Origin of the sequence: Kribbella sp. NPDC056861 (genome assembly GCF_040687575.1) — a bacterium.
In the GTDB taxonomy this organism is placed as follows: Bacteria; Actinomycetota; Actinomycetes; order Propionibacteriales; family Kribbellaceae; genus Kribbella.
Genome location: NZ_JBFBNQ010000002.1, coordinates 355,914 through 370,377, shown reverse-complemented (window position 1 = coordinate 370,377; position 14,464 = coordinate 355,914). Strand labels below are relative to the sequence as shown.

Here is a 14,464-nt window from a genome sequence, read left to right as displayed (position 1 = left end):
TCCTGGCCCACCACCCTGCTGGGGAGCACTTCGAATCCGGAGCAGGCGACGCGGAGGGCATCCGACGGCCGGGCGGTGGGGGCGCCGTACGGCTGTCGAGATCTCCGGAGTGCTGGTTCGTGCGGCCCTGTCCTACCTCACACCGGGGGCCGTGCACCGTCAGGGCACGTGACCCGGGGCGGGGTCCCAGCAGTGACCAGGCACACGACACAGGGGACGAGTGCCGGTCCGGTCGATACGGGAAAGCCGGCGGGTTTGGTCACCCACCGGTGGGTCGACCGCTGGGGCTCCCCGGGGGGACTCTTGTGGTGAGACGAACAGGGGACGGCTCACCGCACCAGCCGGTACCGGGTGTCCTGAGTCGAAAGTTCGTGCACATCTCCGGCGCCCAGGCACGCGCCTCGCGGCACTGGCCAAGCATCCACGATGCTCCGCATCGAGGACGCTCGTCCAGCACCGCGATGCACGCACCTGACCACCGGAGCTGAAGCACCAACTTCCGACTCAGGACACCAGCCAAGTGAGCTGACACCGAGGGGGAGTCAGCTCTATCGGCGAGGTGGAGGACCACACAGGGGATGGTCCCTCCACCTCGCCGCGGCGCCAGCTCAGCGCAGTACCGCGCTCTTGTCGTGCGCATAGCCGACCATCCAGTGCGGTTGGAGCCGGCAGTAGACGATCTCCTCGGCCCAGGTCGACGGCGAACTGCCGTAGTGAGCAACCAAATGCGCCTCGATCTCAGCAAAATCCGGGTGCTCGCCGGTGAGAAACTCCACCTGACCGTGACTGAAGACCCCGAGCCGCTCACCATCGACGTACGAAACGCTCGCCGCCGGTCTGGCCTTCAACTGCCGCGCCTTGGCCGCCTGCCCCGACGTCGTGAACACCCACCGAGCATGGAGGAAGTGCCCGTCGACAGCACTGATCCGCGGCTCGCCACCCGCAGTGACAGTCGCCAGGTTGAGCGTGCACATGCCCTGCAGCACCTGCACCAACTCCGCCGCCGTCAGCCGGCGCTCGTCGGAGATGATGTCCCGCAAATGCTCCGTGGACCGCTCGTACGCCCCCTCGAGCAGCCGCTGGAGTTCCTCGATTTCCTCCCGGGTCTCCTTCATTCACCGAGTCTGACACCAGGCGCCGACGAAAACTGTCCGGTAACCTCACTGCATGTCAGCCCGCGTGCACGTCGTCACCGACTCCACCGCGGGTCTGTCGGCGCACGAGGTGCTCCGGCTCCCGCTGACCGTCGTACCGCTGCAGGTGGTGATCGGCGGGACGTCGTACGACGACGGCTCGACCAGTTCGGACGCGGTCGCCGAGGCGCTCAAGACCTTCACGCCGGTCTCGACCAGTCGGCCGGCTCCGCAGTCGTTTGCCGACACGTACGCCGAATGCGCCGCCGCCGGGGCCGAATCCATCGTCTCGATCCACCTGTCCGGAGACATGTCGGGAACGTTCGAGGCCGCCATGATCGGCGCCAAGGAGTCGCCGATCCCGGTGCGCGTCGTCGATTCACGCTCGCTCGGCATGGGACTGGGCTTCCCCGTCCTCGCCGCAGCGGTCGCAGCCGCAGGCGGCGCTGACCAAGCCGACGTCGAGGCAGCAGCCCGTGCCCGGATGGCAGCCGTCTCGTCCTATTTCTACGTCGACACCCTGGAGTACCTCCGCCGCGGCGGCCGAATCGGCGCAGCCCAAGCACTCCTCGGTACTGCGCTCGCAGTCAAGCCGCTGCTCACCATCAGCGGCGGCCGGATCGTCCCGCTGGAGAAGGTCCGTACCTCGAGCCGCGCGATCGCCCGCCTGGCCGACATCGCCGTACAGCGGGCCGGCGACGGTCCCTGCGAGGTCGCGGTCCATCACCTGGCCAACCTCGACAAGGCCCACACCCTCGCCGACGGCCTGGCCGAACGCCTCCCGCAGGCAGACGAGGTCGTCCTCCGCGAGGTCGGCGCCGTGATCGGCGCCCACGTCGGCCCGGGAATGCTCGCCGTAGTCATCGCTCCGCGCTGATCGGCCTGATTCACCCGGTTGTCCCCAGGCTGACAAGTCGATCCGCCGATCACCGGAAAGACTCGTAACTTCCCTGGCGTGAAGCTCCCGCCGACCCCCACCACCGGACCCGGAAGCCCGTCGGCAAGCCCTCGCCCGACTCCACGCCGCGAGTCCCCGACCCGACCCCCAGGAAGCCCCCACCGAACCTCCCGAAGAAGTCAGAGGCGGCTGGACACCATCGCCCACCGCCCTGCCCGATCGCTTGAAGGGATCGCTATGGACCTTGTCACCACGTCATGTGGTCGTGCTCGCCCTAGTCCTGCTCGCCGGCCTGATCTGGGCTGCTTTTACCCTCCTGCGCACCAGCCCCGAGCCGATCCCCAACACCCCCAGCACCCTGACCTCAGGCTCGCCGGTAGCCACGCCTCCGTCCGGTACCGCCCCACCTGGCCCAAGCACTGGCCCAGACTCGGGCCTGGGGACGGCTACGGGCCCGGGCACGGGTACCGCCTCCGCCGGGACGACCGGGAAGCCGGCGACGGTTGTCGTCCACGTGGCCGGGAAGGTCCGAAACCCCGGCCTGGTCCGTACGCCGGCCGGCTCCCGCGTCGCCGACGTACTGGAAGCGGCGGGCGGAGCACTTCCCGGCGTCGACCTGACAACGCTCAACCTCGCCCGCCCAGTCACCGACGGCGAACAGATCGTCGTAGGAATCCCAGCGCTAGTGCCTCCAGCCCCACCGACCACTGGCGCGCCCACCGCAGGCTCGACCGGTACACCGGGCACCTCCACCGCAACGCCGATCGACCTCAACACCGCCACGCTCGCCCAGCTAGACGGCCTGCCAGGCGTAGGACCGGTCCTAGCCCAGCGAATCCTCGACTGGCGTAACGAGCACGGCCGATTCACCAGCACCGACGAATTGCAGGAGGTCCCCGGAGTAGGCCCCAAGAAGTTCGAATCACTGAAGCCCCATGTCCGGGTCTGACGCCGAGAACGGCGGGCAGAAGCACCCCACCGATCTACGGCTGCTCGCCCCGGCAGGCGCAGGCTGGCTGACCGCTGCCGTGCTCCTGGCCACCAGCGCATCAACCGCGCTCTGGGTCGCCGGTGGGGTAGCCGTTCTACTGGCCCTCACTTTGCTGACATTCCGGCTGCGGTGGGCGGGTCGGGGAGCGCGGGGAGGTCTGGGTCGTTGGGGCTTCGTGCGAATGCCTTCGGTGCTGGTGACCGGGGTTGGGATCGGCGTTGTGGTGGCGGGGATGGCGCTGGCCGCTGGGTTACAGCTGGAGCGGCTTCAGGCCGGGCCGGTGATGGACTTGGCCGGGTCGGGGGCCGCGGTGAAGGTTCGGCTGAAAGTGACGGGGGATCCGGCTGTTCGGAGTAGTGAGGGAAGTCGGCGGCCGCCGTACGTGGTGGTGCGGGCGACGGTGGAGGAAGTGGTTGGCAGGGGAGCGGCGACGCGGGTTCGTACGCCGGTGTTGGTAATTGGGGCGATGCAGTGGAAGGAGGTGAGGTTCGGGCAGCATGTGGAGGCGACTGGGCGACTTCAACCGGTCGACAAGGGTGGCGATGTCGCTGCGATGTTGTCGTCGCGAGTGGCTCCGCATGTGCTCGATGAGCCTGCGTGGTGGTTGCGGGCGGCTGAGCGGGTTCGTGCTGGGCTAAGGCAGTCGGTTGCTGATGAGCCGGAGTCGGTGCGCGGCTTGGTGCCGGCTTTGGTGATGGGTGATGAATCGGGTCTGCCACCTCAACTGGCGGAGGACTTCCAGACGACCGGCCTCACGCATCTGTCGGCAGTGTCCGGCACGAACCTCACGTTGCTGTTGGCGTTCGTGCTTCCGCTCGCTCGACTTCTCGGGGTGCGTGCCCGCGGACTGACCGCGGTCGGGCTCGTCATGGTCGTCGTGTTCGTGGTGCTGGCACGGCCGCAGCCCAGTGTGCTCAGAGCAGCCGTGATGGGGCTGGTCGCCTTGGCTGCGATAACGAGCGCCGCCGGAGCACGGCGGGCGGTGCGGAGTCTGTCGGTCGCGGTGATCGCGTTGCTGTTGGTGGATACGTCGCTCGCGAGATCCGCCGGGTTCGCATTGTCCGTGCTCGCGACCGCGGGCATCGTCTTGTTCGGGCCGGGCTGGCGTGATGCACTGGCGCGTTGGATGCCGATCCGCCTGGCGGAGGCGGTCGCCTGCCCGCTGGCCGCGCAGATCGCCTGTACTCCGATAGTCGCCTGGCTGTCAGGGCAGGTCTCGATGGTCGCCGTCGCGGCAAACCTGCTGGCCGGTCCGGCGGTGGGACCGGCGACGATTCTCGGCTTCGGTGCGGCAGGGGTCGCCTTGCTGAGTGCAGATCTGGCGCGGCTCGTCGGCTGGTCGGCAGGCTGGCCGGCTCGATGGATCATCCTCGTCGCTGAGCGCGGCGCCGACCTGCCTGGTGCCTCGAGTGACTGGCCGGTCACCGTCGTCGGCATCGTCGTCCTGACTGTGCTCTGTATCGCGCTGGTGCTCGGACTGCATCAGATCCTCGCGCGCCCGATCGCGATGCTGCTCGCCGTCGTCCTGCTGGCGGTCGTCGTACTGCGTCCGGTCCGCTCGCCGGGTTGGCCACCCGCAGACTGGCTGATGGTGGCCTGCGATGTCGGCCAAGGTGATGGGTTGGCCCTGCACGCAGGCCGCGGTACTGCGGTTGTCGTCGACACGGGGCCGGACCCGGCAGCCATCGATCGCTGCCTGCGTGAGCTCGACGTCAAGTACGTGCCTGTCGTCGTGCTCACTCACTTCCACGCCGACCATGCCGGCGGGCTGGCGGGAGTACTGAGCGGAAGGACGGTCGGCGAGATCGAGGTGACGCCGTACTCCTCCCCACCAGCCGAGTACAGGCGTGTCCTGGAGTTGGCAGCTCGACATGGGATCCCTGTTCGGACAGTGAGCTACGCAGAGAAGCGCACGGTCGGGCCGGTGGCCTGGACTTCGTTGTGGCCGGCCAGGGTGCCCGCGCTCGCCGGTGGTTCGTCCACGCCCAGCTCGGACGAAGGCTCGCCCGAGAACAACGCCAGCATCGCCATGATGACCGAGGTCTCCGGCCTCCGGCTGCTGCTCACCGGTGATCTGGAGCCTGAATCCCAGCGAGCCATCCTCGCCACCGGCGCCGATCTCAGGGCCGATGTCCTGAAGGTTCCGCATCACGGTTCCGGCCGGCAGGACCCCAAGTTCATCGCCGCGACGAAGGCGAGACTCGCCGTCATCTCCGCAGGTCTCAACAACGACTACGGTCACCCGGCACCGCGCACTCTCGACCTCCTCCACCACCAAGGCATGAAGATCGCCCGCACCGATACCTCTGGCTCGATCGCCCTGCAAACCCCTGACAACCGACTCGTCCTGACCACCAGCGGCCCTCGCCCCTGACGACCGGTGTGCCGTCCCTGATGGCTGGCGGGAGGAAGTCGGGAAGGCAGCGGGATCGTTGTGGGTGTGCCGGTGGGGATTGTCGGTGCGACATGGCATGCTGGCCGTCGTTATGGCTGCTCGAAAGAACTCTGCGCCGAAGCTCGGCGACGTCCTGCTCATTACCGGTCCGGAGGCGTTTCTCGCCGACCGGGCTGTTCGGTCTGCGATCGCGGCTGTCTCCAAGGGCGGTGCGCAGATCGAGGTGACCGAGCTCGGTGGCGCCGACCTGGATGTCGGGGTGTTCGCCGAGCTGACCGGACCATCGCTGTTCGCGGCCGAACGGGTGATGGTGCTCCGCACTCTGGAGAACCTCCCCGCGGAGATGGTCCCGCACCTGCTCGAGTACGCCGGTGCGACGTCGGAGGACGTGCTCGTCATCCTGGTCCACTCCGGTGGGCAGAAGGGCAAGGGCGTTCTCGACAAGCTGCGGAAGGCCTCGGTCAACGAGGTGGTCGCAACCGCGCCGAAGACCTGGGAGCTGCCGCAGTTCGTCCTCGGCGAGATCAGGTTGCTCGGCGGCAGCATCGACGAGCGGGCCGCCACCGCCTTGGTGGATGCGGTCGGACACGACCTGCGAGCGCTGGCCGGCGCGTGTTCCCAGCTGGTCTCGGACTCCGACGGTCAACCCGTCAGCCCCGAACTGATCGGCCAGTACTTCGGCGGTCGCGCCGAGGTCACGAGTTTCGCAGTGGCAGACGCCGCAATCGCCGGCCGTACCGAGCCCGCGCTCGAGCAGCTGCGCTGGGCGCTCGACTGCGGCGTCGCCGCGGTGCTGGTGACAAGCGCGATGGCAGGCGGCCTCCGCGGGCTGGCGAAGTACACCAGCGCGCCGACCGGTTTGCGCGAAGCCGACCTGGCGCGCGAGGTCGGTGTACCGCCATGGAAGTTGAAGACCCTCAAACAGCAGGCACGCGGCTGGACCGCAGGCGGCCTCGCCACCGCGATCAAGGCAGTCGCCCAAGCAGACGCCGACGTCAAAGGCGCCTCAGGCGACGCCGGCTACGCGCTGGAACGCATGGTGATGACAGTAAGCCGCGCCCACGGCCGCCGCTGACCCGCGGCTGCACGCTTCGGCCGGAGCCGGCTGGCTCAGCCCGCACAGCCGCTGATTCCCTCAGGTGCGAGAGGCCAACTGAAGCCAGCTCGCACGATCACGCCGTCGGGACCGACGGTGATAGGCACAAGACGACAATTCACGGCGCCAAAGTACCTCGTCTGCGGTCGGCAAACGACCGGCAGGGCGGCTCACCACCGGTGAGAAGCGGGAGTTGGCAGGTGACGGCGCTGGGGCACTGTCGGCCGTCGCGTACGGCTTGCGCGGAACGGTTGCCGGCAACTGCGGGCCCGTACGCCGTTGCGACGATCGTGTGGTCGGCGGGTACGAGCTGGGGGGAGGCGACCGTTGGGCAAGAGATGGGCGGGTGCGCTGTTGCGGCTATCCCGTGGGCGTTGGCTAAGAGCGGCGGGGTCGACCGTTGGCAGATCAGACGGACGAATCACCGGCGGAGCGTTATCAGCAGTCTCGTGGCTGTTAGCACGCGTCCGCGAGCACGTATGGTGCCGCCGGGTAGTTAGCACGCATCCGCGAGCACGCACGGGCCCGCGCGGAACGCAAGCACTTATCGGTACGCAAGCTTGTGCGGGCGCGCAAAAACGATCGGCCTCGGTCCGGTGGTGAGGAGGCCGATCGTTAGGCGTGGTTCAGAGGGAAGCGGCCTTCTTGAAGATGGACGACTTCCGGTTCGCAGCCTGGTTGGCGTGGATGACGCCCTTGCTGGCTGCCTTGTCCAGGAGACGGGCGGCCACGCGGGCCTGCTCGGCGGCCTTCTCGGCGTCGCCGTTGTCAGCAGCCTCGCGGAACCGGCGAACGGCCGTCTTCAGGGTCGACTTCACAGACTTGTTGCGAAGCCGCGCCGCCTCGTTCTGGCGGTTGCGCTTGATCTGGGACTTGATGTTCGCCACGGATGCAGAGCCTCGATCAGTTTTGGGATCAGTACAGGAAAGAGTGGTGCCGTGCACGGGTGACTACCAACGCACACGCGCGATGAAACAGATTAGCAACAAGGCGCCGTCTGCACCAAACCGAGCCTGGCTCGGTGGTCTGGGTGAACCGCGGGAGGATCTGTCGGTTCCGCTCGGAGTGCAGGTGCGGGGCGGGGCGGTGGAGCGCGGGGTTGAGCGGGGCGTACGGGGTTAGGTGAAGCATGCGGGGGTTGCGCGGGGTTAGGCGAAGCATGCGGGGGTTAGGCGGGGCATGCGGGGGTTAGGCGGGCGTGCGGGGTTGGGTGCGGGGGCGGCGGAATGCGCGGGTTCGGCGGGGCGCGTGAGGGTTGGGGTTCGGGGTTGGGCGAGGCGTGCGGAGTTGGGCGGGGCGGGGTAGGCGGGGGCCGCGGGGTTGGGCGGGGCGCGCGGGGGTCTGCCTGGCTAGGTGGGTAATTCCAGGCTGGTTTTCAGGTTGGCGAGGGTTTTGTGGATTCCGTACTGGTTGCGTTTGGCTCGGTCGCCGAAGATCCAGCCGAAGGCGGTCCGTAGCGCGGCCGGGCGGTGATCGGTCCACGACTCGGTGACCAAACAGTCCCCATCGCTGCCAGTAGTACCGCCGCCATCAGCAGCGCGGCTGGCAGAAGCACCGCCGCTGGCAGCGTCCTCGGTGACTGGGGTGGTGAAGGTGTAGGTCCATAGGGCTATTGGGACCGGGCCGAAGCGGATTCGGAAGGAGAATCGCTCGCCGGGTACGGCCTCGACTACCTCGCCCTGGGTGAACCATCGGATCGCGCCGGCTCGGTTGTGGCCGATGAAGCGGGAGCCGAGCGCTGGTGGGCCTGGTGAGGTCCAGGTGACCCGGGTGCATTCGGGGCTCCACTCGCCCATTCGGGAGAGGTCGCTGACTTGGGCGTAGACGTCGGCGGGTGGGGCGGCGATGGTGATCGACTCGCTGAAGTCCGGCATGTCGGGTTCCCTTGCGGTGACGGGCAATTCCGCGTGACACGGTACCGACAGAGCGTGACATCGCGGTGGGGCGCGGGCATACTCGGGCCCTTCAGTGACGCCGATACACCGCACGGGGGTGGTGCCGGCGGCCGTGCTTCCGCCTGCCTAAAGGACTCCCGTGCCTGTTCCCGCCCGTCGTCGTGCCCGCTTGCTGATGGCCTCGACGGCTGCCGCCGCCCTCGCGATCGCAGCCGCTGCTCACGCCACCGCAGCCTCCCCGGCGACGAGCCCCGCCACGGTGACAACCTCCCCGATGAGCTCCGCGGCGGCGACTGCTGTCCCGACGAGCTCGGCCTCGGAGCCAGCCTCCCCGGCAACGAGCCTCGCCGCGGAAACGCAGACAGCCGCGGAGATGCATGCAGCCGCGGAGACGCAGGCAGCTTCAGACACGGAGACAGCCGCAGACACGCAGGCCAGCAGCCCGGTCAAGGAGTCCACCACTGGCGCCTACCTCGTCCAGCTCGACGACTCCCCGGTAGCGGAGTACGACGGCGACATCGCCGGACTACCAGCCACCCGCGCGCTGCCCGGCGGCAAGCTGCTCACCGGCGCCACCCAGGTCACGTCGTACCTGCAGCACTTGACCAACGAGCGCAGCAACCTCCTCGCAGCAGTACCGGCCGCCAAGAAGCTCTACGACTACAGCTATACCTACGCAGGCTTCTCCGCCCGCATGTCGTACGACGAAGCCACCAAGCTCGCCAAGTCGTCCGGGGTGAAGAGCGTCGAGCCCAGCGAGATGCAGCACCAGGACACCGTCGACACGCCCCGGTATCTCGGCCTCTCCGGCAAGGGCGGCGCCTGGCAGCAGGCCGGCGGCATCGACAAGGCCGGGGACGGCGTGATCATCGGCATGATCGACTCCGGCTTCGTGCCCGAGCGCGCCGACTTCGCGCCGATGAAGACGACGAAGCAGTCCGATGCCCTGATCGCCAAGAAGTGGAAGGGCACCTGCCAGGTCGGCATCGAGGCCCCGGTGACCTGCAACAACAAGGTGATCGGCGCCCGGTACTTCGACCAGGGGGTCGGTGACAAGCCGATCGCCGACGAGTTCCGGTCGCCTCGCGACTATGTCGGCCACGGCACCCACACAGCCAGTACTGCGGCCGGCAACCACGGCGTCGCGATGAGCGTCCTCGGCCGCAACTACGGCAAGGGCTCGGGCATCGCCCCGCACGCCAGGCTCGCGATCTATAAGGTGCTCTGGGCCCAGGACGCCTCCGGCGGCGGTTCCGGCACGGACGCCGACATCGTGGCGGGTATCGATCAGGCCGTTGCGGACGGCGTCGACGTGATCAACTACTCGATCTCCGGCTCCGGTTCGACCTTTGTCAACGCGACCGGTCTCGCCTTCCTCCGTGCAGCCAAGGCCGGCGTGTTCGTGGCGACCAGCGCCGGCAACACCGGTCCCGGCGTCAGCACGGTCGGCAAGAACTATCCGTGGGTGACGACCGTTGCCAACGGCACCCATGACCGCGAGGTCCGGACCACCATCACCTTGGGCAACGGTAAGACCTATACCGGCGCAGGCATCGGAGCCGGTACGCCGAGCAGCCCGGTGATCCTGGCCAAGGACGCCGGCCTGCCCGGCGCGAACCCGGCCAACCTCGCGCTCTGCATGCCCGACACGCTCGACCAGGCCAAGGTGACCGGCAAGATCGTTGTCTGTGACCGCGGTGTCAGCGCACGGGTCGACAAGAGCCTGCAGGTGAAGAACGCCGGCGGCATCGGCCTGATCCTGGTCAACCCGACCGCCAGCACGCTGGATGCCGACCTGCACTCCGTCCCCACGGTCCACCTCGATCAGGTGGCCAACCCGGAGATCAAGGCCTATGTCTCCGGCGCAGCCAACCCCACCGCGCAGATCGGCGCAGCCCAACCTGTCCGCGTGAACGCGCCGAAGGTCGCCACTTCGTCGAGCCGCGGCCCGTCGCTGGCCGGCAACGGCGACCTGCTCAAGCCCGACGTCATGGCACCGGGCACGAACGTGCTCGCCGCGACCAGCCCACTCGCCGCGGCCGGCGGCCAGTACGCGTTCCTCAGCGGTACGTCGATGGCGGCGCCGCACATCGCAGGCGCGGCCGCGGTGCTGAAAAGCAAGTACCCGACGTGGTCGCCGATGGCGATCAAGTCGGCGCTGCTGACCACCGGCACCTCGCTCGACACCGCCGGCGATCCGATCAAGAACGACTCCGGCTCGGACGCCAACCCGTTCGGGTACGGCGCCGGCATGATGCAGCCGAAGCAGGCGATGGACCCGGGACTGGTCTACGACTCGTCGTACGACGACTGGGCCCGGTTCGTCTGCGGAGCGGGTCAGGTCCCGCAGACGCACGAGCTGTGCAGCAAGGGCAAGCTCGACCCGAGTGACCTGAACTACCCGACCATCGCCGTCGGTGACCTGGCGGGCCGGCAGACGGTCAAGCGGACCGTGCGCAACGTCAGTAAGCTCCCCGAGGTCTACTTCCCGAAGGTGGAAGGCCTGACCGGCATCAAGGTCACCGTCTCGCCCAGGGTTCTCGTCGTGCTTCCCGGCCGTACTGCGTCGTACACGGTCACCTTCCAGCACGACGGCGCTCCGTTGGAGCAGTACGCGTTCGGCAAGCTCAACTGGCGCTCGTCCAAGCACGTGGTCAGCAGCACGCTGGCGATCCGGCCGCTGACGGTCAAGGCGCCGGTAGAGGTCACCGGTACCGGTACCAGCGGCTCCACCGAGGTCCCGCTCACCTCTGGTTACACCGGCACGCTGGCGACCTCCGTCAGTGGCCTGACGCCGGCTACGGTTGCCGACGCGGCCCTGAAAAACCCCGGTGGAGTCTCCTTCCCGACCACCAACCCTCAGGCCAACGACCACGTCGCGAAGTACACGGTCCAGGTCCCGGCCGGGGTCAAGCACGTCAGGTTCTCCACCTTCGACGCTGACTACCCAGCAGGCACAGACCTCGACGTGTTCGTCTACAAGTCCGGTACTACGGCAGTGCTCGGCAGCAGCACCGGCGGCTCAGCTGAGGAAGAGGTCAACCTCGCAGCACCGGCAGGCGGCTCGTACGACGTGTACGTCGACCTGTTCGCCGGCGCTGCCACTCAGGTCGTCAAGCTCAACCACTGGCAACTCAACGAGCCGGTAGGCAACCTCACGGCCACCCCTGCGTCCCAAGCCGTCACTACTGCCAAGCAGCTCTCGGTGACCGCCGCCTGGTCCAACCTGACCGCAGGCACCCGCTACCTGGGCCGCCTCACCTACACAGACGGCGCCGACGGCTCCGGCACGACCCTGGTCCGCATCACGAGCTGAGTCGCTCCCGCAACCAGTCGAGATGCAGCAGCGCTGACTCACGCTGCCAAGCACGAACGGTGGGCAGCCCCGCAGGCGCCGGCTGGTGGCTGCCCCACCACTGCCCACCGGCGACGGCTGCGATGAACCCAGTGATCCCCACATCGTCAGGCAACGCGGGAAGCTCCACTGCGCCTCGCATATCGGCGTGCAGGATCACTGTGTCCGTCCAAGCTGCACCGGTCGCCGCATGAGCCCAGTCGACGAACACAACCCGCTGCTCGGTCAGCAGGATGTTGTCGGCCCGCAGATCCCAGTGCACCAACCCATCGCCCTCAGCCAACGCAGCCCGCCCGACCCTGGCCAGCTCGGCGAACTCCTCTTCACGCCCAGCCATCCAGGAAGGCACGCCGAGCCCGTCGGCGATCACCAGCTCCCAACGGCTCAGATAAGCCTCACTCCGTACTGCGGCCGCCGGCGCCTCCGCCCAAGGTGACGGCTGCAATGCGGCCGTCAACTCGCTCAGGGCATCGAGCACCCGACCCGCGTCTCCCGGATGCCACGGATGCGGCGGGAGGTACCCATCGATGTCCTCCATCAGCAACCCCACCCAGTCGCCGTCGTCGTACACGTCGTACAGGAAAGGGATATGCGGCGACGAGTGTGCGGCCAGCCCCTGCATGGCGGCGATCTCGTTGCGGAACAGAGTCGGACTGTTCGGGTTCAGCGACGAGCCGACGGCCTTCAGGAAGGCCCGGCGGCCGGTTCTGGTCACCAGCCGCGCCGCGACACCAGGCGAGAAGCCGCCCTGCTGGGTCACCGCCGACACCACGGACGATCCCAGTGCGCGGTCTACCCAGCCGAGAACTGACTTGGGAAGCCGCTCGTAGGGCAGACGAACCCCAGCTGCGTGTGCCATGCCTCCAGAGCGTAGGTGCCGGAGGCACCTGGCCGCCCAGGATTTACGGATAACCGAGGTCGGGACCGAGCGAGCCAGGTCCTTGGGGACCGTCCTGGATGCGTTCACAAGCGCCGCTGACGACATCGCAACGCAGCGTCAGTTGACGGTCGGTGGCGAGACCTGCGGCCTGGATGAAATGGGTGGAGTCTTCCCAGATCGCCCCGTAGTCAGGAGTAAGGATGGTGGAAGAGATGGTGAAGGCGGTCTTGGCGCCGGTCTCGACCAGATAGCCCTGAGCGGCCGGGCCGTTCTCGGCGATCAGTAGCCGGCCGTCAGGGGACAGCGCCGCGCTGGTGCCACCGCACTTCTCCAGCAGGGTGTTCAGCTTGCCGCCCTCCAGAGTCACCACCCGGACACACGAGTTGGCGCCCTCGCTGAGCAGCATCCGGTCCGTACCCCGGTACGCCGTCAGGTGGTGATCGCCGGTCTCCACGCTGACCGGCGCGTTGCCCGGCCGCCACAACTGGGTCAGCGACTTGTCCCGGTCCGGCATGAACCAGACGCCGTGACTGTTCCAGCCGAGTATCTCGGTGTTGCTGCCGGCCTGGGTGGCAGCCAACCGCTTGCCGGTGGCAACCGACACGGTGACCACCTCCGCGGCGGGCGTGAGATAGGCCAACTGACTTCCATCCGGCGACAAGGAGGCGGTGTCCCCGGTCACCGTGCCCAGCGATCGGTACTTCCCATCTGTGGTCAGCACGCCTGCCTCGTCGACCTCTTTGCCGAACTTCCGGGAAACAACCCAGCCGCAGGAGATCCGGCCGAGGCTATAGACCACTTGCCCATCGGCGAGCGGCACCCGCACCCCGAGATCCTCGAGGTAGCGCCCGTTCCACTGCAGGTCCCTCGTCATCGTGAACGGCACCCGAGGCGGGCCACCGAACGGCAGCTTGTTCAGCTCCGCGTTCTCCGCACCGGGGTACTGACGCTTCTCGTACGTGAGCGGGCTGACCGTCGGCGACGCGGGACACACCCCGGTAGCCGGCGCCGTCCTGTTGTGCGCGATCACGAGCGGGATCGCGACCGCGGTCACCACCGCGGCCATCGCCACCCCGATAGCGAGGACCGGCGCCCAACGCCGTTCGGCGGGCGGCGCGGGGAACAACTCCGGCGGTACTGCGTTGTCCGGCACGGTCCGCGCGGCGGCGTCGAGAGCCTCCGACAACCGCTCTTCGAGGTACTTGGTCATCGGTCCTCCCTCAACTTGTGGCCCAGACTCTTCAACGCTCGCGACGCGGTCGACCGCACCGACACCTCGCTGATCCCGAGGGTCTGCGCGATCTCCGCGTCGGACAGGTGCAGATAGAACCGCATCACCAGTACTTCGCGCCGCCGGGCAGGCAGCGTCGCGAGTGCCGCGAGCACCTCCCGGCGGTCCTCCCCGATCATGGCCGCGCTCTCGGCCGACCAAACCGCCGGCTCGGGTTGTCCCCGGTGCAACAGCGCGAGCTTGCGCCGCCGGAGTACGGAGCGACTGGTGTTCAGTACGGCGGACCGCAGGTACGCGTCGACCCGGGTGCCGTCCTTGATCTTGTCCCAGCGCCGGTACATCGCCGCGAACGCCTCCTGGACGGCGTCCTCCGCCGACGGCCGGTCGCCGAGCATCAGTAGCGACAGCCGGACCATGCCGGCCCACTGCTCCCGGTACAGCCGGGTGATCGCGCCCTCGCGATCCGGATCCGGCGCGGGCGGAGGACCAACCGCACCAGGCGCGCCAGGCGCGCCAGGCGCACCAGCGCTGCCGCCCCCGCTCACCATCATGTCGCTCACAGTAAAGAGACACCGGCTCAGCGCTTTTGT

The 14,464-nt window shown here is 68.2% G+C and carries 11 protein-coding genes; 5 read left to right on the top strand and 6 right to left on the bottom strand.

Annotation, left to right across the window (positions count from 1 at the left end):
- Positions 1 to 608: 608 nt before the first annotated feature.
- Positions 609 to 1,115 (bottom strand): pyridoxamine 5'-phosphate oxidase family protein, encoded by a 507-nt coding sequence (locus AB0P21_RS08730; RefSeq protein WP_363694964.1) that lies wholly within the window; start codon positions 1,113 to 1,115, stop codon positions 609 to 611.
- Between the two features lie 52 nt (positions 1,116 to 1,167).
- Here AB0P21_RS08730 and AB0P21_RS08725 point away from each other — a divergent pair, with 52 nt between their 5' ends.
- From AB0P21_RS08725 to holA, 4 genes are all read left to right on the top strand, one after another.
- Positions 1,168 to 2,010: a DegV family protein gene (locus AB0P21_RS08725; protein ID WP_363694963.1), complete on the top strand. Its 843-nt coding sequence runs from the start codon at positions 1,168 to 1,170 to the stop codon at positions 2,008 to 2,010.
- A 286-nt stretch (positions 2,011 to 2,296) separates the two neighbouring features.
- Positions 2,297 to 2,980, top strand: a complete 684-nt coding sequence (locus AB0P21_RS08720; RefSeq protein ID WP_363694962.1) for a ComEA family DNA-binding protein — start codon at positions 2,297 to 2,299, stop codon at positions 2,978 to 2,980.
- A complete protein-coding gene (locus AB0P21_RS08715) occupies positions 2,967 to 5,396 on the top strand; it encodes a ComEC/Rec2 family competence protein (protein ID WP_363694961.1) in 2,430 nt (809 codons plus the stop codon). Before AB0P21_RS08720 ends, AB0P21_RS08715 begins: the two co-directional genes overlap by 14 nt.
- A gap of 112 nt (positions 5,397 to 5,508) precedes the next feature.
- Positions 5,509 to 6,492, top strand: a complete 984-nt coding sequence (holA, locus tag AB0P21_RS08710) for a DNA polymerase III subunit delta (protein WP_363694960.1) — start codon at positions 5,509 to 5,511, stop codon at positions 6,490 to 6,492.
- A 647-nt stretch (positions 6,493 to 7,139) separates the two neighbouring features.
- Here holA and rpsT read toward each other — a convergent pair.
- Positions 7,140 to 7,400: a 30S ribosomal protein S20 gene (rpsT, locus tag AB0P21_RS08705; protein ID WP_363694958.1), complete on the bottom strand. Its 261-nt coding sequence runs from the start codon at positions 7,398 to 7,400 to the stop codon at positions 7,140 to 7,142.
- A gap of 462 nt (positions 7,401 to 7,862) precedes the next feature.
- A complete protein-coding gene (locus AB0P21_RS08700; RefSeq protein ID WP_363694956.1) occupies positions 7,863 to 8,387 on the bottom strand; it encodes an SRPBCC family protein in 525 nt (174 codons plus the stop codon).
- Positions 8,388 to 8,547: 160 nt separating this feature from the next.
- On the opposite strand from AB0P21_RS08700, the gene AB0P21_RS08695 reads away from it, so the two are divergent.
- A complete protein-coding gene (locus AB0P21_RS08695) occupies positions 8,548 to 11,724 on the top strand; it encodes a S8 family serine peptidase (protein WP_363694954.1) in 3,177 nt (1,058 codons plus the stop codon).
- On the opposite strand, the gene AB0P21_RS08690 is transcribed toward AB0P21_RS08695, so the two are convergent.
- The 3 genes from AB0P21_RS08690 to AB0P21_RS08680 are packed head-to-tail and all read right to left on the bottom strand — an operon-like array spanning position 11,714 to position 14,425.
- Positions 11,714 to 12,622, bottom strand: a complete 909-nt coding sequence (locus tag AB0P21_RS08690; RefSeq protein ID WP_363694951.1) for an aminoglycoside phosphotransferase family protein — start codon at positions 12,620 to 12,622, stop codon at positions 11,714 to 11,716. The two genes, AB0P21_RS08695 and AB0P21_RS08690, sit on opposite strands and share 11 nt — an antisense overlap.
- A 43-nt stretch (positions 12,623 to 12,665) precedes the next feature.
- A complete protein-coding gene (locus AB0P21_RS08685; RefSeq protein WP_363694949.1) occupies positions 12,666 to 13,853 on the bottom strand; it encodes a hypothetical protein in 1,188 nt (395 codons plus the stop codon).
- Positions 13,850 to 14,425, bottom strand: coding sequence for a SigE family RNA polymerase sigma factor (locus tag AB0P21_RS08680; protein ID WP_363694947.1), 576 nt, complete (start codon positions 14,423 to 14,425; stop codon positions 13,850 to 13,852). Before AB0P21_RS08680 ends, AB0P21_RS08685 begins: the two co-directional genes overlap by 4 nt.
- Positions 14,426 to 14,464 lie beyond the last annotated feature (39 nt).